The sequence below is a fragment of the Pseudomonas sp. PA-5-4B genome (genome assembly GCF_021606215.1).
Taxonomy (GTDB): domain Bacteria; phylum Pseudomonadota; class Gammaproteobacteria; order Pseudomonadales; family Pseudomonadaceae; genus Aquipseudomonas; species Aquipseudomonas edaphica.
Window position 1 is genome coordinate 1 of sequence record NZ_WKDB01000102.1, and the last position, 17658, is coordinate 17658.

The 17658-nt window shown below is 60.5% G+C and carries 23 protein-coding genes; 12 read left to right on the forward strand and 11 right to left on the reverse strand.

Features of this window, described 5'->3' with window-relative positions; all coding sequences use genetic code 11:
• Positions 1-158 precede the first annotated feature (158 nt).
• A complete protein-coding gene (locus GIW28_RS28880) occupies positions 159-641 on the reverse strand; it encodes an HIT family protein (protein WP_099548711.1) in 483 nt (160 codons plus the stop codon).
• Between the two features lie 140 nt (positions 642-781).
• Here GIW28_RS28880 and GIW28_RS28885 point away from each other — a divergent pair, with 140 nt between their 5' ends.
• Entirely contained in the window at positions 782-1111 is a 330-nt protein-coding gene (locus GIW28_RS28885; RefSeq protein WP_099548710.1) for a DHCW motif cupin fold protein, read from the forward strand.
• Here GIW28_RS28885 and GIW28_RS28890 read toward each other — a convergent pair.
• Entirely contained in the window at positions 1098-2129 is a 1032-nt protein-coding gene (locus GIW28_RS28890; RefSeq protein WP_099548709.1) for an NADP-dependent oxidoreductase, read from the reverse strand. The two genes, GIW28_RS28885 and GIW28_RS28890, sit on opposite strands and share 14 nt — an antisense overlap.
• An 86-nt stretch (positions 2130-2215) precedes the next feature.
• Between GIW28_RS28890 and GIW28_RS28895 the strand changes: the two genes are divergently transcribed.
• Positions 2216-3151 (forward strand): LysR family transcriptional regulator, encoded by a 936-nt coding sequence (locus GIW28_RS28895; protein WP_099548708.1) that lies wholly within the window; start codon positions 2216-2218, stop codon positions 3149-3151.
• Here GIW28_RS28895 and GIW28_RS28900 read toward each other — a convergent pair.
• The 4 genes from GIW28_RS28900 to GIW28_RS28915 form a co-directional block, all read right to left on the reverse strand.
• Entirely contained in the window at positions 3105-4019 is a 915-nt protein-coding gene (locus GIW28_RS28900; protein WP_017134497.1) for a LysR substrate-binding domain-containing protein, read from the reverse strand. The genes GIW28_RS28895 and GIW28_RS28900 overlap by 47 nt on opposite strands.
• A 91-nt stretch (positions 4020-4110) precedes the next feature.
• Complete coding sequence (locus GIW28_RS28905; protein ID WP_236447202.1) at positions 4111-5739, reverse strand: argininosuccinate lyase; 1629 nt, start codon at positions 5737-5739, stop codon at positions 4111-4113.
• Positions 5740-6020: 281 nt separating this feature from the next.
• The gene (locus tag GIW28_RS28910; protein WP_236447201.1) at positions 6021-6497 is read right to left on the reverse strand and encodes a copper chaperone PCu(A)C; all 477 of its coding nucleotides are present in this window, start codon (positions 6495-6497) and stop codon (positions 6021-6023) included.
• Positions 6497-7105, reverse strand: a complete 609-nt coding sequence (locus GIW28_RS28915; protein ID WP_017134494.1) for an SCO family protein — start codon at positions 7103-7105, stop codon at positions 6497-6499. Before GIW28_RS28915 ends, GIW28_RS28910 begins: the two co-directional genes overlap by 1 nt.
• Before the next feature lie 180 nt (positions 7106-7285).
• On the opposite strand from GIW28_RS28915, the gene GIW28_RS28920 reads away from it, so the two are divergent.
• The 3 genes from GIW28_RS28920 (at position 7286) to GIW28_RS28930 (ending at position 8980) form a co-directional block, all read left to right on the forward strand.
• Positions 7286-7669: a DUF2946 domain-containing protein gene (locus GIW28_RS28920; protein ID WP_236447200.1), complete on the forward strand. Its 384-nt coding sequence runs from the start codon at positions 7286-7288 to the stop codon at positions 7667-7669.
• Positions 7670-7731: 62 nt separating this feature from the next.
• Positions 7732-8274 carry a putative natural product biosynthesis protein gene (locus GIW28_RS28925; RefSeq protein ID WP_236447199.1) on the forward strand — a complete coding sequence of 181 codons (543 nt, stop codon included), beginning with the start codon at positions 7732-7734 and terminating at the stop codon, positions 8272-8274.
• A 133-nt stretch (positions 8275-8407) separates the two neighbouring features.
• Positions 8408-8980, forward strand: a complete 573-nt coding sequence (locus GIW28_RS28930; RefSeq protein WP_017134491.1) for a cytochrome b — start codon at positions 8408-8410, stop codon at positions 8978-8980.
• A 1-nt stretch (position 8981) separates the two neighbouring features.
• Here the strand turns inward: GIW28_RS28930 and GIW28_RS28935 are convergent, their stop codons facing one another.
• Complete coding sequence (locus tag GIW28_RS28935; protein WP_176991106.1) at positions 8982-9236, reverse strand: hypothetical protein; 255 nt, start codon at positions 9234-9236, stop codon at positions 8982-8984.
• Positions 9237-9437: 201 nt separating this feature from the next.
• On the opposite strand from GIW28_RS28935, the gene GIW28_RS28940 reads away from it, so the two are divergent.
• On the forward strand, positions 9438-9641 hold the full coding sequence (locus GIW28_RS28940) for a hypothetical protein (protein WP_017134489.1): 204 nt from the start codon (positions 9438-9440) through the stop codon (positions 9639-9641).
• Positions 9642-9747: 106 nt separating this feature from the next.
• Here the strand turns inward: GIW28_RS28940 and GIW28_RS28945 are convergent, their stop codons facing one another.
• Entirely contained in the window at positions 9748-10308 is a 561-nt protein-coding gene (locus tag GIW28_RS28945) for a type 1 glutamine amidotransferase domain-containing protein (protein WP_138450255.1), read from the reverse strand.
• A gap of 213 nt (positions 10309-10521) precedes the next feature.
• Here GIW28_RS28945 and GIW28_RS28950 point away from each other — a divergent pair, with 213 nt between their 5' ends.
• Genes GIW28_RS28950 through GIW28_RS28960 form a run of 3 tightly spaced genes read left to right on the forward strand, consistent with a single transcriptional unit; the run spans position 10522 to position 11482 of the window.
• The gene (locus GIW28_RS28950; RefSeq protein ID WP_017134487.1) at positions 10522-10746 is read left to right on the forward strand and encodes a hypothetical protein; all 225 of its coding nucleotides are present in this window, start codon (positions 10522-10524) and stop codon (positions 10744-10746) included.
• A 2-nt stretch (positions 10747-10748) separates the two neighbouring features.
• Positions 10749-11180: a hypothetical protein gene (locus GIW28_RS28955; RefSeq protein WP_017134486.1), complete on the forward strand. Its 432-nt coding sequence runs from the start codon at positions 10749-10751 to the stop codon at positions 11178-11180.
• Positions 11180-11482: a DUF72 domain-containing protein gene (locus tag GIW28_RS28960; RefSeq protein ID WP_080593722.1), complete on the forward strand. Its 303-nt coding sequence runs from the start codon at positions 11180-11182 to the stop codon at positions 11480-11482. Before GIW28_RS28955 ends, GIW28_RS28960 begins: the two co-directional genes overlap by 1 nt.
• Here GIW28_RS28960 and GIW28_RS28965 read toward each other — a convergent pair.
• The gene (locus GIW28_RS28965; protein WP_236447198.1) at positions 11406-12191 is read right to left on the reverse strand and encodes a DeoR/GlpR family DNA-binding transcription regulator; all 786 of its coding nucleotides are present in this window, start codon (positions 12189-12191) and stop codon (positions 11406-11408) included. The two genes, GIW28_RS28960 and GIW28_RS28965, sit on opposite strands and share 77 nt — an antisense overlap.
• A gap of 121 nt (positions 12192-12312) precedes the next feature.
• On the opposite strand from GIW28_RS28965, the gene GIW28_RS28970 reads away from it, so the two are divergent.
• A complete protein-coding gene (locus GIW28_RS28970; RefSeq protein WP_017134484.1) occupies positions 12313-13473 on the forward strand; it encodes an alpha-hydroxy acid oxidase in 1161 nt (386 codons plus the stop codon).
• Positions 13474-13665: 192 nt separating this feature from the next.
• Here the strand turns inward: GIW28_RS28970 and GIW28_RS28975 are convergent, their stop codons facing one another.
• The gene (locus tag GIW28_RS28975) at positions 13666-14604 is read right to left on the reverse strand and encodes an alpha/beta hydrolase (RefSeq protein ID WP_236447197.1); all 939 of its coding nucleotides are present in this window, start codon (positions 14602-14604) and stop codon (positions 13666-13668) included.
• A gap of 162 nt (positions 14605-14766) precedes the next feature.
• On the opposite strand from GIW28_RS28975, the gene GIW28_RS28980 reads away from it, so the two are divergent.
• On the forward strand, positions 14767-15636 hold the full coding sequence (locus GIW28_RS28980; RefSeq protein ID WP_236447196.1) for an SDR family NAD(P)-dependent oxidoreductase: 870 nt from the start codon (positions 14767-14769) through the stop codon (positions 15634-15636).
• On the opposite strand, the gene GIW28_RS28985 is transcribed toward GIW28_RS28980, so the two are convergent.
• The gene (locus GIW28_RS28985; RefSeq protein WP_169988749.1) at positions 15615-16754 is read right to left on the reverse strand and encodes a GGDEF domain-containing protein; all 1140 of its coding nucleotides are present in this window, start codon (positions 16752-16754) and stop codon (positions 15615-15617) included. The genes GIW28_RS28980 and GIW28_RS28985 overlap by 22 nt on opposite strands.
• 113 nt (positions 16755-16867) lie before the next feature.
• Here GIW28_RS28985 and GIW28_RS28990 point away from each other — a divergent pair, with 113 nt between their 5' ends.
• Positions 16868-17455 (forward strand): NUDIX domain-containing protein, encoded by a 588-nt coding sequence (locus GIW28_RS28990; protein WP_026013479.1) that lies wholly within the window; start codon positions 16868-16870, stop codon positions 17453-17455.
• Positions 17456-17658 lie beyond the last annotated feature (203 nt).

The following is a 17658-nucleotide window of genomic DNA, read 5'->3' on the forward strand; positions in this document are numbered from 1 at the left end:
TGGCCCTGCGAACTGAAATCTAACCAACACAGCCGATCCCCTGTGGGAGCTGTCGAGCTTTAGCGAGGCTGAGAAAGCGGTGGGTCAGGCAGCTAATATTTCGCCATTGCCGCCGCCTTCGCAGCCTGGCTGGGGCTCGACAGCTCCCACCGTTGATTTCATCCGGCGCCGAAGGCTGTGCGCAGTGTTTGAATAACCTGTTCCACGGTGGGACCTTGGACGGGGGGCGGTGTAAGGCTCTCGCCAAATTCGCGCCATACGAACAGCGTCAGCTCAGCCCCATCGGTCAGCCCTTGTTCCTTTGAGCCAAAACCTTGCAGCACCCGATAGCGCTCATCTCGCCAAAACGCCTGCTCCACCCAGTCATGCACCGGGATGAAGTGAAAGTGCAGCGGCAAGCCCGGCATGTGTCCGTAGCGGCTGATATACAGCCACTTCGGCCGCAGCTGCGTCTCCACCACCCGTTGGGTTTTGGCGAGCAGGCCACCCAGTTCAGCCAACGCGGCCTCGGGCATAGCCGCCAGGGAGTCGATCGGCGCTTTGGCGCCCAGCATCAGGTAGCCCGGCAGCTTTGAGGTCAGATGATGATTGAGCAACCAGTGCTCGGTTTCATGAAGGATGAAGGCGGGGTCGATCTGCATGCGCATGCGTCCATGAGAGCCGGGTGGGCAGGATAACAAGCATGGGCGGCTGTATCTCACAAAAGCTGGTGATCTGTGTCTGTCGCTGCGTGTGCCAGGGGGATAGTGTCGTGCCACGTTAACTGACGACCGAGCCCACCATGGAACTCACCGCTGTCCCGTTTGGCACCACCGACTGGTCCACCGTCGAGCCTGAACTTCACCCGGGCCTTACCGGCAATGCCCTGTGGCGTACCTGCCACTTCGGCACCACCCGCGTGCGCATGGTCGAGTACACCCCTGGCTATCTGGCCGATCACTGGTGCTGGCGCGGGCATGTATTGCTGTGCCTGGAAGGGGAATTGCACACCGAATTGGAAGACGGCCGCCAGTTCACGCTGACGGCCGGGATGAGTTACCAGGTCGGCAATGACATGGAAGGCCATCGCTCATCCACCCACAGTGGTGCGAAGCTGTTTATTGTGGATTGAGGCGCACGATCAACTTGCCGAAATTACGCCCCTCCAGCAGCCCGATAAACGCTTCAGGTGCCTGGGCCAGACCGTCGATGATGTCTTCGCGAAATTTCAGTTTGCCCTCGGCGATCCACTGCGCAGCTTCCTGCAAGAACCTGTCTTGTTGTTGGTCGACAAATTCGGTCTGGATAAACCCGCGCACCGTCAGGCTCTTGGCGAGGATGTCATGCATCGTCGCCGGCAGCCGGTCGGCCTGTGCGTGCTGGATAGCGCCGTCGTTGTAGTGGGCGATCAGCCCGCACACCGGAATCCGCGCGAAGTTATTGAGCAGTGGGCGTACCGCGTCCCACACCGGCCCGGCGACGTTTTCGAAGTACACATCAATGCCGTCCGGGCAGACCTTGGCCAGTTGCTCGGCAAAGTCCGGGGCGCGGTGGTCGATGACTGCGTCAAAGCCCAGTTCATCCTTCACGAAAGCACACTTGTCGGCGCCGCCGGCGATCCCCACGACGCGGGCACCCTGCAGCCGAGCGATCTGGCCAACCACCGAGCCGACTGCGCCACTGGCCGCTGCCACCACGACGGTATCGCCCGGTTTTGGCTTACCGATATTCAGCAGCCCGGCGTAGGCGGTAAATCCCGGCATGCCGAGTACACCGAGAGCAGTGGTGGGATGGGCGATGCTGGGGTCGAGGCGGCGCAAATCCTGGCCGTTGGATAAGGCAAAACGCTGCCAACCGGCGTAGGCCAGCACTGTATCGCCTTCGTGCCAATCGCTGTGACGCGACTGTTTGATGCGCGCGACGGTGCCACCCACCATCACTTCGCCAATGCCCACCGGCTCGGCATAGGATTTGGCCGCGCTCATGCGCCAGCGCATATAGGGGTCGAGGGACAGGTAGAGGTTTTCCAGCAACACTTCGCCGTCGGCGGGTTCGGGGACCGGTGAGTGTTCCAGGCGGAAGTCGCTGGTTGTCGGGCGCCCGTCGGGGCGTGCGGCCAAAACGATGCGTGTGTTTTCGGTGTGGTTCATGGCGTATTACTCACTGATTGAACAGGCTGAGCAGCGTAGCCATGGGCAAGCTATCAAGGTAGGCTCATAACAGTTGATTCAGAGTTATGCCAAACATGATATCCGATGCCTTCGAACCGTATTTGCTGCGCACTTTCGTTGCGGTGTGCCACCACGGCAGCCTCAGTGGCGCCGCCCAGCAGGCGGGCAGGGCGCAATCGGCCCTGAGTGCGCAGATTCGCCGTCTGGAGGAGCTGCTTGGGCAACGCCTGCTGCGCCGAACTGGGCGTGGCGTGGTGCCCACCACCGAGGGTGAGTTGTTGCTCAGCTACGCCACACGCATCCTGGCCCTGGGTGAAACGGTCGCCACACGCCTGAAGGAGCGTACGGTGATGGGCACTGTGCGCGTGGGCTTGTCCGAAGACGTGGCGGTCACCACCTTGCCGGCGGCGCTGGGCCGTTTGCGCCGCACCTGCCCGCATATGCACATGGAAATCACCGTGGACCACGGCGATGCGTTAGCGCAGCGCTGGCACGACGGCCTGTTGGATGTGGCCATCGGAGTCAGCTCGGTATTCGCCGCCGACCCGGTGCGCACCTGGAATGTGCCGCTTTATTGGGTGTGCGCGATTGACGATGAAGTCGATCCGGCGCTGCCTCTGGACGTGATCGTGTACGCCGAGCCTTGCGCGTGGCGACGCTTGATGTTCGACGCATTACTGGCGGCCGGTCGCGACTTTCGCGTGACCGTCACCAGCCCGAACGTCGGTGTGATCAGCGCGGCGGTCGAAAACGGTTTGGGCGTTGCCCTGTTGCCTGCCGACAATATCAACCCGCACACCATGCGCGTGATTGCGCTGGCGCCCGCTGGCAATGCCGCATTGAGCGTCAACTATGGGTTGTTCGCGGTGCCGCGCCAGACCGAAAGCATCCGTGCCACGGTCGAATTGCTCAGCGAGGGGTTTCATTTGATGACGCAACCGAGGGTGAAGGGTCTCAGCCTTTGCGATACACCGCCCCCAACTCCCGCGCCAGCCCAATAAAATTCTGCAACGGCGCCGACGGATTAAACGCGCGCCGCACCAGCGTAATCGGCGCCAGCAGCTTGGGCCTGGCGTCTTTGATTCGGCAATACACCACGCTGTCACGGTGTACATCGCGCATCGACGCCGGCACCACGGAGATGCCTTCACCAGCCGCCACCAGGCTGACGTTGGTCAGCATGCGTTCCACTTCAAAGGCAATCCTGGGTTCGAAACCAGCGTTCTGGCAGGCGGTGATCAAGTTGGCGTACATGCCCGGCGCGCCAGGGCGGCGTACCAGAATAAAGCGTTCGTCCTTGAGTGCGCCAATGGGGATGGCGCTGCCGGCGGCGTCCAGCAACGGGTGGCCGGTGGGCAGGACCAGCAGCATTTCTTCGTTGAGCAAGCGGTGGAAGCTCAGGCTTTGATGGGTGCTGACCGGGGCGCGCAGGATGCCGACGTCGATGCGTTTTTCGATGGCGTCTTCGGTCAATTCCCGGGCGCTGCCTTCATTGATCGAAAGCTCTACCGCCGGGTAGCGCTCGCGGTAGGCGCGGATGATGCGCGGGATCAGCGCGTGGGCGGCGGCCGAACTGGTGAAGCCGATGGCCAGGGTGCCCTCGATGCCCTGGGCCACGCGGGAGGCCTTGAGTGCGCCATGCTCAACACGCGCCAAAATGGCTTGGGCTTCTTCAAGAAACACCAGGCCACCGGCTGTCAGGTCTACGCCCTTGGGGTGGCGCTTGAACAGGTCGAACCCCAGCTCCTGCTCCAGGGCACGAATCTGCTGGCTCAGGGGCGGTTGTTGCATGTTCAGGCGTGCGGCGGCACGGGTGAAATGTCGTTCTTCGGCCACCATGATGAAATAGCGTAAATGGCGAAGTTCCATGGTGGCCTATCCCGTGACAAGACGCAGTGGTGGGCGGCCGCAAGCGGCCCGGCCGTCAATATGCCCAAAGCCTGCGACCACCACAATCCGTTCAGCGTTTGCTGTCGGCCAGCTTGTCGAAGGCCTGGTCGAGATGGGTTTCGGCGCCTTTGAGCTTTTCATGCCGCTCCTTGAGCCACTGCTGATCAGCCTGCAGCGTCTTGCGCGCCTCTACCAGCATGCGCTTGACCTCCTGTGGCTGCGGGCCGCCGGTGCCTTTGCGGGTCTGGACCATGTTGGTGGGCGACAGCGCCGCTCTAAAACCTGCTTCATCGAGCGGCAGGGTATTGGGCGTCCATTTGTACTTGTCCGCCGCCTGGCTATACAGTTTCTGCGCGTCGGCATAGGCGAAGGTCTTCGGCGTGGTGCCGTTGCTGCGCGCTTCGGTGACGATCAGCGAGGCAAAGCTGTGGCCGATGCGAAACGGCACTTTGTACTGGCGCTCCAGCGTGTCGGCCAGTTCCATCGAGGTGGTCCATTCCGACTCCAGTTCTTCGAGCGCGCGCTGCGGGTTGATCTGCAGCGCGTCGAGCACCGCGTCGAGGCTGTGGAACATCTCCTGGGTCGAGCGGAACACGCCCAGCGAGTCGAAGGCGAACTTGTAGTCGGTCATGCCGGTGGTGACGTTATGCGCGCGCAAGGTGACGGCCTGGGCCAGACCCACCACGTCAGAGGCACTCTCACGCGCGCGCATCAGCAAGCCCGGGTTGCGTTTTTGCGGCATGGCGCTGCTGGTGTAGGTGGCTTCCTCATCGAGCAACAGCCAGGGGCGAATCTGATGATACTGGGTGTGGATATCGCCAATCATCGCGCCCACACGGATGGCGGACGATGACGCCATATTGGCCGCTTCGATGGGAATGTCATAGGTCGAGACCTGGCTTGAATCCAGCGAGTTCTCGCGCACGCCATCAAAGCCCAGCAGCTCGGCCAGGCGCTCACGGTTCAGCGGATACGCCGAGTTCGCCAGCACGGCGGTGCCCATCGGGCTCTGGTTGAGGCGTGTGTACAGCTCGCGGATACGCTGGCCATCGCGGTCGAACGCGGCTTCAAAGGCCAGCAGGTAATGCGCATAGCTGATGGGCATGGCCTGCACGCCGTTGGTGTAGGCGGGCACCAGGGTGTCGACGTTTTTGTCGGCGATGTTCAGCAGGCGTTGGCGTGTGGCGTTGAGCGCTTCGCTGTAGGCCAGCACCTGGCTGCGCAGGGCGGCCAGGCGGTAGGTGGCAAGCATGTCCTGGCGGCTGCGGCCGGAGTGGATCAAGGAGGCTTCGGGACCGATCTTGTCGGTCATGATTTTTTCCAGTTGCAGCACATCACTGGGGCGCGTGCCGCCGGGCTGCTCGGCCTGGGCGATGGCGTAGCGCACACCGCCGGCGATCTTCTGGCCCATCTCGGGCTTGACGATGCCTTCTTCGGTGAGCATCACGATCGAGGCTTTGTTGATGCGGTTGAGCCAGGCGAATTGGGTCTGGGTGGGGTCGCCCTTGGCCTTGCGCTCGGTTTGGGAACTGTCGGGCGTGGCGCCGACCTTGGCCGCTTGGGCCGCGCATTGTTCGGTGGTGGTGCAGGGCAGCTCGCCAGTGTTGGCGGCATAGGCGCTGAGGCTGTTGAACAGGGCAAAGGCCACGGCAAGGGAAAGCAGGCTTTTCACAGCACGTTGGGGGGATGTGTTGTTCACGGGGACACCTGATTTATTGTTGGAATTATGGGCCGTCGTTGCGGCGCAATCAGGCTAGCGGGTGTGCGGGTAGATTGAAAATATATAGAAAGTGTTGATGGCAGAGGTTTTGGATATGGCTGATGGTGCTTGCCAGATTAAGATCAAAAGCACATTTGTGTGCGCCGCGAACTGCTTTTCTGTGGGAGCTGGCTTGCCTGCGATGGCATCAACGCGGTCTACCTCACACACCGAGGTGTTTGCATCGCAGGCAAGCCAGCTCCCACATTCATCAGCGGTTCTCAGTGCATCTTGCTGTGGTCCATGTCACCCATATCGGTCAGCGCGCGGGCAGGGGCTGTTACTTCAACGGTCTGCTTCTCACCCTTGGCGTTTTCCACGGTCAAGGTCAACGGCACCTGGTCGCCTTGCTTGATCTGGCCGGTGAGGCCCATGAGCATCACGTGGTAGCCCTCCGGGTCGAGCTTGACCGCTTTGCCGGTAGGCAGGGCCACCGAATCCACCGGGCCCATGCGCATTACGTCGTCCTTCATGCTCATCTCATGAATCTGCACGTCCTTGGCCACAGGCGACTTCACGCTGAGCAATTTGCTGTCGCTGTCGGCGGTGACGGTCATGAACGCGCCGCTGGAGGTCTGGCCCGCCACGGTCGCGCGTACCCATGCATCGCTGACCTGAACCTGGGCGCTGGCGTGCGCCGCGAAGCCCAGCAAGGTGAGGCCGAATGTCAGGCGCTTGAGGGTTTGAACGGCAGTCATTAGCAGACCTCCATGACGGTGAGCAGGTCTTCTGCGCACTCTTTAGCGGTAAGGGATGCCGACAGGCCCAGGCGCAGATTGCCGCGGGTGTCGAACACGAAACTGGTGGAGGTGTGGGACAGGGTGTAGGTGTCTCCGGCCGGGATCTTTTCATAAAAGATTCCGAACTCCTTGGCGGCCACGGCGATTTCTTCCGGGGTGCCATACAGCGCTTCGAAGCTGGGGTCGAAGGCCTTGACGTAGCGGTCGAGCAATTCGGGTGTGTCACGCTCGGGGTCGAGGGTGATAAACACCACCTGCATGATCTTGCCATCGCGGCCCATCAGCTTCTTGGCCTGGGCGGCACGGGCCAGGGTGGTGGGGCACACGGCCGGGCATTGGGTGAAGCCGAAGAACACCACCGGCATCAGGCCACGGTACGAGCTCAGGGTGACGGTTTCGCCGTCGGTGTTCTTGAGCTTGAAGGTGCGGCCCATGATCTTGTCACTGAGGTCCTTGCCGTACTTGAAGTTCAGCTTGGGGCTGTAGTCACAGCCGCCCAGCAGGCTGCCCAGGCCCAGCAGGCCCATACCGGTCAGCACTTTGCGGCGGGTGAATAACGTACTCATCAACTGTGCATCCTGTGAAACGCCTGCATTGCTCTGGATCTACAGTTCAGGCTTTGAAAAGGAGTAATGATGCGGGCGCACAGTCTACCAACCCCGGCCAGCCCACGTAATCTGCGACGTTCTGCCACAGGGGCGCGTGGCGCTTCATCCTTTTGCGGCTTCGGTGGTAGAGTCGCCGCCATGAAATTGAGCCACCCCGACCGTTCACTGATCGCCTGGGCCCTGTACTTCTGCGTGCTGATGAACCTGTTCGTCTGCGGTTTGGGGCATGGGCAGATGATGGGCCTGCAGCTCAATGGTATCGGCGGGGCGTTCTGTTCGGCGGACGGCAGCCAGGCGCCGCTTTCCGACAAAGGGTCAGGAAGCACGGCCTCCAGCAACATCTCGAACTACTTTGCCTGCCCGGTGTGCGCGGCCGTGACCGTGGCCATCGTGTTCATGATCGGCCTGGCCTGGCTGCTCGGCCTTGGGCAAACCCCGCGCCCGGCCCATGAACGGCGCAACAAGGCACCGCCACGCTATTGCTGGCCGTCGGCCAACCCTCGCGCTTCCCCCACTTTCTGACGTGTGCCTTGGGCTTCCTGTGATCAGGAGGCGTTCTATCGTCACGACTGTGAGTGCGTTTCATGAACCCACCTTTGCCAGCAGGCGCCAGCCGCCTGGTCAGCAAGGCATCCCGGCGTTTGCGCGCCGAACCCTTGCGCCCCGAATACCCAAGCAATTCGCGCTGCTTCGTGCACCTGGATGCACGCCTGTTGCCGTATTGGCACACCTTGTTCGATATCTGCCCGGCGCTGCTCAAGCTCGACCCGCCGGAGGGCTTGAACTTGTTCCGCAGCTTTATGACCTGGGCCTATCGCAACCAGGTCGCCCAGAATTGGACCTATCACCTGAATGTGTGCCGCTGGCTGTTGGCGTCCTCGTATCGGACGCGCATCGATGAGGAGCCGATCGAAGCCTTTATGGCGGCCGCGGCAGCACGCTGGATCAATGCCGATGAAAGCCAGGCCCAGGGCGTGGTCCTGGCCTGGCGAGACGCAAGGGTGTTCGACTGGAAGGGCAGCGCCTTGGCGGGCGTTGAGCATCAGATACTGCCGGACCCGGCAGGCGACTTTGCCTGGTGCCCGCTGGCTAAAAACGGTTTCAGCGGCTGGTTGCCGGTGCCGTAAGACCCTAAGAGCGTCCCAAAATCTCGTAGGAAACGGCCTGATGTTTCGTGCGGGCATCCTCAACAATTCTATTTTTTTGCCGGGAATGCCATCTTCACGGTCTTTGTAATGCACAGACTATTAAGAGGCTGAGATGACGAAAACTTCTGATGAGATGCCCCATTCCTTCTGCGCGAGCGACCGCTACGACCCGGTCAGTCGGGCCTTGCATTGGTTGATGGCAATTGTGTTTGCCTGGAGTTATTGCTCGGCGGTTGTCCACTTCCTGTCCTCCGATTCTGCGCTGGACAAGTGGCTATGGCCGTATCACAAGTCGGCGGGCCTGCTTTTGCTGGTGCTGCTGATACTGCGAGCCGGCTGGAACCTGCTGAACCGGCACAACCGCCCGCCGAGTTTCAACCGTGCGGCTGCTGTCGGGCATGCTGTGCTGTATGCGCTGATGTTCCTTATCCCTGTTATCGGGCTGGTACGCCAGTACGGCTCCGGTCGTGAGTTTTCGGCGTTTGGCCTGCCGATAATGGCGGGTTTCGAGGGCGATAAAATCCAGTGGATGATTGACCTGGGGCGCAATTTTCATAGCTTGCTGGGCTGGACAATGCTGGTGTTGATCGTCGGTCATATCGGCATGGTGATCGTGCATTCTCTGCGCGGCAATCCGCAGGTGTTGCGACGCATGACGGGAGGCGCCCGCCGGTTATGGCGCTAGGTCAACGGCCTTTTTTGGGGGCTTTTTTCTGGGTTTTCTTCCCGCCTTGCTGCTGAGTTGACGTGCCGCTGGAGGAGGTCTTTTCCTTCTGCGGCGTTTCAGCTTTTTTGTTGCTGTCCGACGGGCTGCTGGGGTATGTGCCCGGAGGCAGGGCCGAACCGGGTACGGCATCACCGAAGGCTGCGTAGGCGGGGGTTGCCAAGCACCCGGTCAGGCAAATCACTAACACGATCTTGCAGGAAATACCGGTCTTCATGACGAGAATCCTTTTCCATGCTTCACCTGTCAAAAGCTGCCCTTGCTCTGAATCCGAAGGGAGGCATTAATTGGGAGTGCAGGGGATCCGGCAAAGTTTTGATTTTTTTCGCCGCCACGACGAAAGGCCATGAACCGACATTTTTAATGAACCCTCACGCCGATCCCTTGACCTAATGCATACGACCTCAGGAGGTGATGCATGCAAATAGACTATATCTGGATCGTGCTGGCGGTGATTTTGCTGGCGTTGGAATTGTGGGCGATCAACATCGTGTTGCGCAGCACCGGCGGCTGGGAGACCAAGGGGTTGTGGTTGATCATTCTGATTTTTGTGCCGTTGTTCGGGCTGATTGCCTGGGCCATGTTCGGGCCAAAACGTGAGATGGCCCAGCACCGTAAATAAATAGCACCGTAAATAACCAGCACCATAAATAGCACCGTAAACACTGAACACAAGCCACACAGCAAACAGGCGCCCCCGGGCGCCTGTTTGCGTTCAAGCCTGCCCGTTATCCCGCGACCGCCTTGGCAATCGCTTCGTTGAATGCCGGCAGGTCATCCGGTGTGCGCGAGGTGATCAAGGTCCAGCCATTGGCCTTGCACTCCTTGACCTGGGCATCTACCACGCCTGCAGCGCCGGCGTTTTCAAGGTCGATGCGCACGCTCTTGTACGCGGTGAGGGTCTTGCCTTCGATCACGCCGGCATCGATCAGCGCCCATGGCCCGTGGCAGATGGCGGCGACGGTTTTGCCGGCTTTGACGAAGTCGTTGATCAGCTTCAATGCGGCCGCGTCCTGACGCAGGGTGTCGGCATTCACGGTGCCACCGGGAATCACCAGCGCGTCGAAGTCGCTGCTCAGCACCTGCGACAGCTTGACCTCGGATTCCACGGTCTGGTCCTTCTCGGTGTCGCCGACGAACGTCTGCACGGTGCCGCCTTTGCTGGAGCCATGCGTCACCGTCGCACCATAGCCACGCAATGTTTGCAGAGGCTTGAGCAGCTCGTCGCGCTCGATGCCGGTGTTGGAGGTGATGATGAGGATGTTCTTGCCGTTGAGTTGTGAGCTCATGGTCGAGTCTCTCCTGCTGGATGGATTAATCATGCGGTGAGGGAGAGTGGATCGAGCGTGGGCGGCAAAGGTTTAAATTAATTTGGACTTTTTTCTTGGGTGGTTTTCGAGGAGGGCCGACCTGCAAAAATCCTGAACTATCGAAAAGCGCTGGCCTCTGCTGCATAGACGCCTGCTGCTTTTTGCGGGCCTTCAATTGCCTGGAGACTCACCATGACCGATCCCAAGACTGTCGACAAAACCCCGGAACCCATCAGCTCTGAAGATGCCCAGAAAGGCCGTCAACAACCTGCCAAGGGGCAGACGCTGGAACAGCCCAACCCGAAGACCAAAGCCGTGGACAAAGTGTTGACGCCCACGTCGATCAAGGACACCGAACGCCAGACTGACGCCATCAACGAGCAGGCTGCCAAGGCCGAGCGCAAGCTGGGCCACTGAGCATGGCCCGTTCGATCACGGCGTCTGAACTGGGCATTGAGCTTGCGCCCGACGATGATGCCAGCCTGTTCAAGTGGTTTATCGCCAGCTTCCTGATGGGCAAGCGTATTCAGGCGCCCATCGCGGCGCAGGCTTACAAGGTGATCGTGGAGCAAGAGGGCCGCGACACTGCACGCAAGTTGCAACATTGCACGTCGCGTGAGCTGGTTTCGATGCTCGGGCGTGCCCATTACGTGCGTTACGACGAAAGCACAGCGCAGCGTCTGCTGGACCTCAGCGCCAAGTTGAATGCCGAGTACGCGGGCAAGATCAGCCACATGCGCAGCGCCAGCGAAAACCGTGAGGCCTTCGAAAAACGCCTGGCCGAATTCGACGGCGTGGGGCCAAAAACCATCGAGATTTTCATGCGTGACGCGGCCAAGGTTCTGTTTTGATGGCACCGCTATTCGTGCGCTGTGCCGGCTGGAGTCTGCCGCGCGCACACTGGCCGGACTTTTCGGGCGTTCGGTTTTCGGTCAAGGCGCCCAAGGGCATCACCCATGAACTGCGCTTGCAGCTCTGCGAGACGGTACTGGATGAGTTCCTTGAGCAGTGCTTGCACTTGGGGGAGCAACTGGGCTGCCTGCTGATTCAATCACGCCGTGACCGATGGCTTGTTGCTACTCGACCTCTACCCGCAGCACTTCCAGGCCTAGTTGCTCATACGCCTCGACACTCGGCACATGCCACTCGGTGATCAGCGTATGAATACGGTTGCACGGCGCCACCACAAAGGGTTCTACCGCGCCGAGCTTGTCGGCCATGGTCACGGCCACCACGTGGGAGGCGCTGTCGAGCAGGGCTTGTTTGACCGTTACTTTATCGAAGTGCAGCGAAGTGATGCCCACTTGCGGGTGCAATGCACAGACACCGGTAAACAACAGGTCTGCCTGGATGCTCTGAATCAGGCGTACAGCTTCGTGGCCGCTGGTGGAGAGGGTCGCCGGGTTGATCTGGCCACCGGCCAAAATCACTTTGACATTTGGGTGGTCCGCCAAGGCGATGGCAATCATCGGTGACGGCGTGACCACCGTCAGGCGAATGGCGTGCGGCAATGACTGGGCAATACGCAGCGTGGTTGAGCCCGAATCGAACAGCACAATCTGGCCGTCTTCTACGCGGTCCGCCGCGAGTTGCGCGAGGTGGCGCTTGGCTTCGTTGGTCTCGCCGACGCGGGTGAAAAAATCCTTGCCGGTGTCTTTGGGCCGGGGCAAGGCGCCGCCGTGTACGCGTTGCAGCAGCCCGGCGGCGGCGAGTTCGCCGAGGTCGCGGCGGATGGTGTCCTGGGACACGGCGAAGTGCTCGACCAATTCTGACGCAGTGACTTTGCCGTCGCGCTCCAGCAGCAGCAAAATCTTCTGTTTGCGCAACGAAGGCAGGTCGATAGCTTGATGTGTGTTATGCATGTTTGTGCGTCTTTCTGCGTGTTTATGCAAGATTAATCACCCGTCCACGCAAACGCAATGGCTGGTTACCAAGCCGATGGGCGGTTACTCTCCAGGCTCAGTTCAGGGAGAGGTGACCTAGATGCCGTTGATCACAACCATCGAAGATTTACGCAGGCTCGCGCAAAAACGTGTCCCACGGATGTTCTACGATTACGCCGACTCCGGCTCCTGGACTGAAAGCACTTACCGGGCAAATGAAAGCGATTTTGCCCGCATCCAATTTCGTCAGCGGGTGGCGCGCAATATCGATGAGCGTTCAATCCGCGCCAGCATGATCGGCCAGGACATGGCCATGCCCGTGGCTTTGGCGCCCACTGGGCTGGCGGGCATGCAGCATGCCGATGGCGAGATCCTCACCGCCCGCGCGGCTGCCGCTTTTGGCGTGCGTTATACCTTGTCGACCATGAGCATTTGTTCGCTGGAAGACATCGCCGCCCACGTTGGGCAACCGTTCTGGTTCCAGTTGTATGTGATGCGTGATCGCGTGTTTATGCAGCAGTTGATCGAGCGCGCCAAGGCTGCCGGTGTGGACGCGTTGGTGCTGACTCTGGATTTGCAGATCCTCGGCCAACGCCACAAAGACTTGATCAACGGCTTGTCGGCGCCGCCCAAGCTGACTGTGCCGAATATCCTCAATATGCTGACCAAGCCGCGTTGGGTGGCGGGCATGCTCGGCACCAAGCGCCATGGCTTCGGCAATATCGTCGGGCATGTCAAAGGCGTGGCCGATATCACTTCGCTGTCATCCTGGATCGGCCAGCAATTCGACCCGCGCCTGAGCTGGGACGATGTGGAGTGGATCAAGCAATGCTGGGGCGGCAAGCTGATTATCAAGGGCATCCTGGATGTGGAAGACGCGCGGCTGGCCGCCAATTGCGGTGCGGATGCGCTGGTGGTGAGCAACCACGGTGGGCGCCAGCTCGATGGCGCACCGTCGAGCATCAGCCAATTGGCGGCGATTGCAGAGGCTGTGGGTGAGCAGATTGAAGTGTGGCTCGATGGCGGTATTCGCTCCGGCCAGGACGTGCTCAAGGCCATGGCATTGGGGGCCAAAGGCACCATGATCGGCCGGGCGCATTTGTATGGTTTGGGCGCGTTGGGTGAAGTCGGTGTGACCAAGGCGCTTGACATCATCGCCCGTGAGCTGGATGTGTCGATGGCACTGTGTGGCTATAACGATATACGCGATGTGAATCGCGAGATTTTGCTGCCGGGTAGCTTTCCCACAGGGGTTTGCTGAGCAAAAAAATCGTAAAAAAGTAAAAAGAGTTGTCCACGGAAACCGTGGGTATCTCTGTGGATAACTTTGCGAAGGCCCGGCAGGGTTGGCGATTTAACCTTCGGTTAATATTTGATCAGATTCTATTTTGGACCAGTATGGGCAGGGTTGGCGCTTGACAGCCAAGCGCGAACCCAGTGCCGAAAACTGCTATTACGACTCGCCGTCGCGACCTGTGGAGTGCGTGGCGATGGTTGCTGGCGTCGTTGCTGGCATCTTCGCCTGCATGAGTTTTTCCAGGGCCTGGCCATAACTGCGACCCGCCAGGCTCATGCTGTTGTTGTGGGTGGCGCCGGGTACGAGCAGCAACCGCTTGGGCTCCTGGGCGGCTTCAAACAACTGCTGGCTGAAACGCGGTGGCACGTACTGGTCGGCCAGGCCGTGCACCACCAGCAACGGCATGCGCACGTCGGCAATCTTGTCGATGGAATCGAATTTCTGCGACAGCAGCCAACGCACCGGCAATGAGGTATTGGCCACGGCGGTGGCCGCATCCCCCAGGGAAGTAAAGGTGGACTCGATCACCAGCCCGCGCACCGGCACAGGCGCTTGTTTGCTCAGCTCAGCGGCGAGATCGATAGCCACGGCGCCGCCCAGCGAATGCCCGTAGATCAGGCGTTTGCCGGGGTCGGGCTGCAATATCTGGAAACGTTCCCAGGCAATGCGCGCGTCCTCATACACACTGGTTTCCGACGGCAAATCACCGTGGCTCTGGCCAAACCCGCGATAGTCGATGGCTAGCACCGAGAAGCCCAGCGCGTGCAGCTGTTCAATGCGAAACAACTGCCCGGTAAGGTTCCAGCGCACGCCGTGCAGGTAGAGGATCGCCGGCGCATCCTTGTGGCCGGCCGGGTACCACCAGCCGTGCAGATTCTGCCCCGATTTGAAACTGGCCGGCTTGATATCGAATTCCTGCACCGCCTTGGGCAGGCCGGTGTACCAGCCGGCGGTGCCCGGCTCGATGCGAAACACCAGCTCACGCTCCTTGTGTTGCAGCACGGCGCAGCCCACCGGCAGGCCGACAATCAGGATGGCCATGCACAGCAGGGGAACCCAGCGCAGGCCCAGGCGGGACAGAAAACGAGAGGACATGAAGGTTCCAGGACAAAGGCGAAGCAGGCGTTTTACCAGATGGCGTGGGCCGGCAGGCATTAATTCGACGGCCGTAGAGGGGGATTGCTTGCAAAGTGTTGCTGCCTTGAACAACCTCTGCTCGGGTTGTTAGGGTGGGCGGCCGAACAGGAGAGCACAGACATGGATTTCACCGGCAAAACGGCAATCATCACCGGCGGCGCGCGCGGGCTGGGCCTCAGTTATGCACGGGCGCTGGCCCAAGGTGGCGCGCGGGTGGTGATCAGCGATATCGGCGCCGACAAGGTAGGCGTCGGCACTGATGCATCGGTGGTGCACGCGGCGGCCGCAGCCTTGCAGGCCGAAGGGCTGGCGGTGCTCGGGCATGGCGGCGACCTGTCTACGGACGAGGGTTGCCGACAACTGATCAGCTTCACCATCGAGGCTTACGGCCAGCTCGATATCCTGATCCATAACGCCGGTTGGGTCGGTTACCAGAACATCGCCGACCTCGACGCCGCGTTCCTCCAGCGCGCCATGGACATCAACCTTTACGCGCCGCTCTGGCTGTGCAAGCACGCCTGGCCGCACCTGCTGCGCTCAGCGGCGCCGCGCATTATCCTGACCACCTCCGACCGCGCCATGTACGTGGAGTACGAGCAAACCGGGCTGGTGGCTTACAGCGCCGGCAAGATGGCGCAATTGGGCATCATGAATGCACTGAGCCATGAAGGCGCCGAGGCCGGCATCAACGTCAACGCGATCTCGCCGGTGGCCAAGACGCGCATGTGGGGCGTGACCGACGAACCGGATGAACTCAAGCCAGAGTGGGTGACGCCGGGCGTAGTGTTCCTGGCCTCTGGGCAGTGTCAGGACACGGGCTACATCCTGCGCGCCAGCAATGGTCAATTCACCGCCACGCGCTTCACCGAAAACCCAGGCGTGGAGTACCCGCGCAATCTCGCACGCATCAAGGCGGCCAATGCGCAAGAAGTCGCCGCCGCGTGGTCGCGCATCAAGCAGCCGCTGGCTCAGGCCGGCGTGACCAGTTGAACCCGATTACGCCCCTGCGCCTTGGCCAGGTACAGCGCCTGGTCGGCCTGGGACAATAAATGCGATAAGTCACTGCCCGCTGCCTGGGTGGTGACGATGCCGATACTCACGCTCAGAAAGCCCGGCGCCAGCAACTCCAACCGCGCAAACGCCAGGCGGATTCGCTCGGCCACTGCCAACGCATCGGTTTCATCGCTGCCTGCCAACAGGCAGGCGAACTCTTCGCCGCCAATGCGTGCGAACACATCCTCGTTACGTAACGCGTCCTGCAGCACCTGGCTGAAGGCAATCAACGCCTGGTCGCCCATGGGATGGCCGAAGCTGTCGTTCAGGCGTTTGAAGTGGTCAAGGTCGCAAAGCAACAGGGCCGCGCATTGATGGCGGTGCAGCAGGTGTTCACCCTTGAGCATAAAGGCGCGGCGGTTGCCGATGCCGGTCAGCGCGTCACTGAAGGCGGCGGCCTTGAAGCGCAACTCGGCGCGCTCCTTGACCATCGCCAAGGTGACGTAGGCGATACCGATGGCGTACAGCATCGACTCAAACAGCATGAATGCAAAAAACGGCGTGCTTTCACTCTCCGAGGCCCGTTCGCTGTTGATCGGCAGGCCAGGGTCGGTAAAAGCGCGCACGCCATAAAAACCGGTGTGCCACAACGTCAGCACCAGGGCCGGCACGTAGGCCACTTCCAGGCTTTTGCGCTTGCGCCACAGCTCCAGCGCCGACAGCACGCCGTAGCCGGCAGCCAACAGTGAGTACAGGGTGACGCGCGCCGACAGCGAGCCATAGAACGGCGGCACCAAACACATCAGCAACCACAGGACGGCGCCGGCGAGGATGCCCGGTACATTGGGTTTTTGTTGCACGAAGGTGCGCATGGCGGTCCAGTTCATGGCGGCGCTGAGCAGCAGCACCACGTTGCCGATGACCAGCGCGACAAAGTCCATGCCCACGCCGCGCACCACAATCAGCCCGGTGCCCAGGGCGGCGAGCAGCAGCATGCTGCCCAGATAGCCCAGGGTCGGTTCGCGGCCACGACTCCAGGCATGTACCGTGAGTAGGCCCATGAGGCCGAACACGAACATGGCTACCATCAATAGCGTCGGGAGGTGCAGCATCATTGGCGTGAACCTGGCGATCCTTCTTGGGTGGCGATTGTATCCGTAAGCAGGCCGCTTGACGCTGGTATTGCTGGCGCGACATGCTCCCGGCTTCTATGAGCAAAGGCCCGACCATGGACAACAGCCCTATTCGCATCACCGCTGAAGAAACCCTTTCAGACAGCTGGTACAACTTGAAAAAGTACAGCTTCGACCTGCGTCGCCAGGATGGCAGCTGGCAGGCCCAGACTCGTGAGGTGTATGACCGGGGCAATGGCGCGACCATCCTGTTGTACAACCGTGGGCAGCGCACGGTGCTGTTGATCCGGCAGTTTCGCATGCCTACGTTTGTCAACGATTACCCCGGCTACTTGATCGAAACGGCTGCCGGGTTGCTGGACAATGCCAGTCCTGAAGAACGTATTCGCCTGGAGGCTGAGGAAGAGACCGGGTATCGCGTCGGTCATGTGGAAAAAATCTATGCGGCGTTTATGAGTCCAGGTTCGGTGACTGAGCGGATTCACTTTTTTATCGGTGAGTATACGCAGGCGGATCAGATTGGTACGGGGGGCGGGCTGGAGGAGGAGGGCGAGGATATTGAAGTGCTGGAGTTGGGGTTTGAGCAGGCGCTGGCGATGGTGCAGAGTGGGGAGATTGTCGATGGCAAGACCATTATGCTGTTGCAGCATCTGGAATTGCGGATGCTTAAAGATGGCTGGTGATTGAGTACATATCCGTTGCTGCGGTAACGGCTACTTAGGGTTCCGCCCTTACGGCGGGTCACTTTTGGCAAACGCCCTGTACGGACCGGACACATGGTTGACACATGTGCGGGGACATGGTGGACGCATTATTGACCATAATCAGGCTTACTAATGTCGATTGTTCGCAAAAAGTGATGGCAGAAATAGACGTCGAACAGACC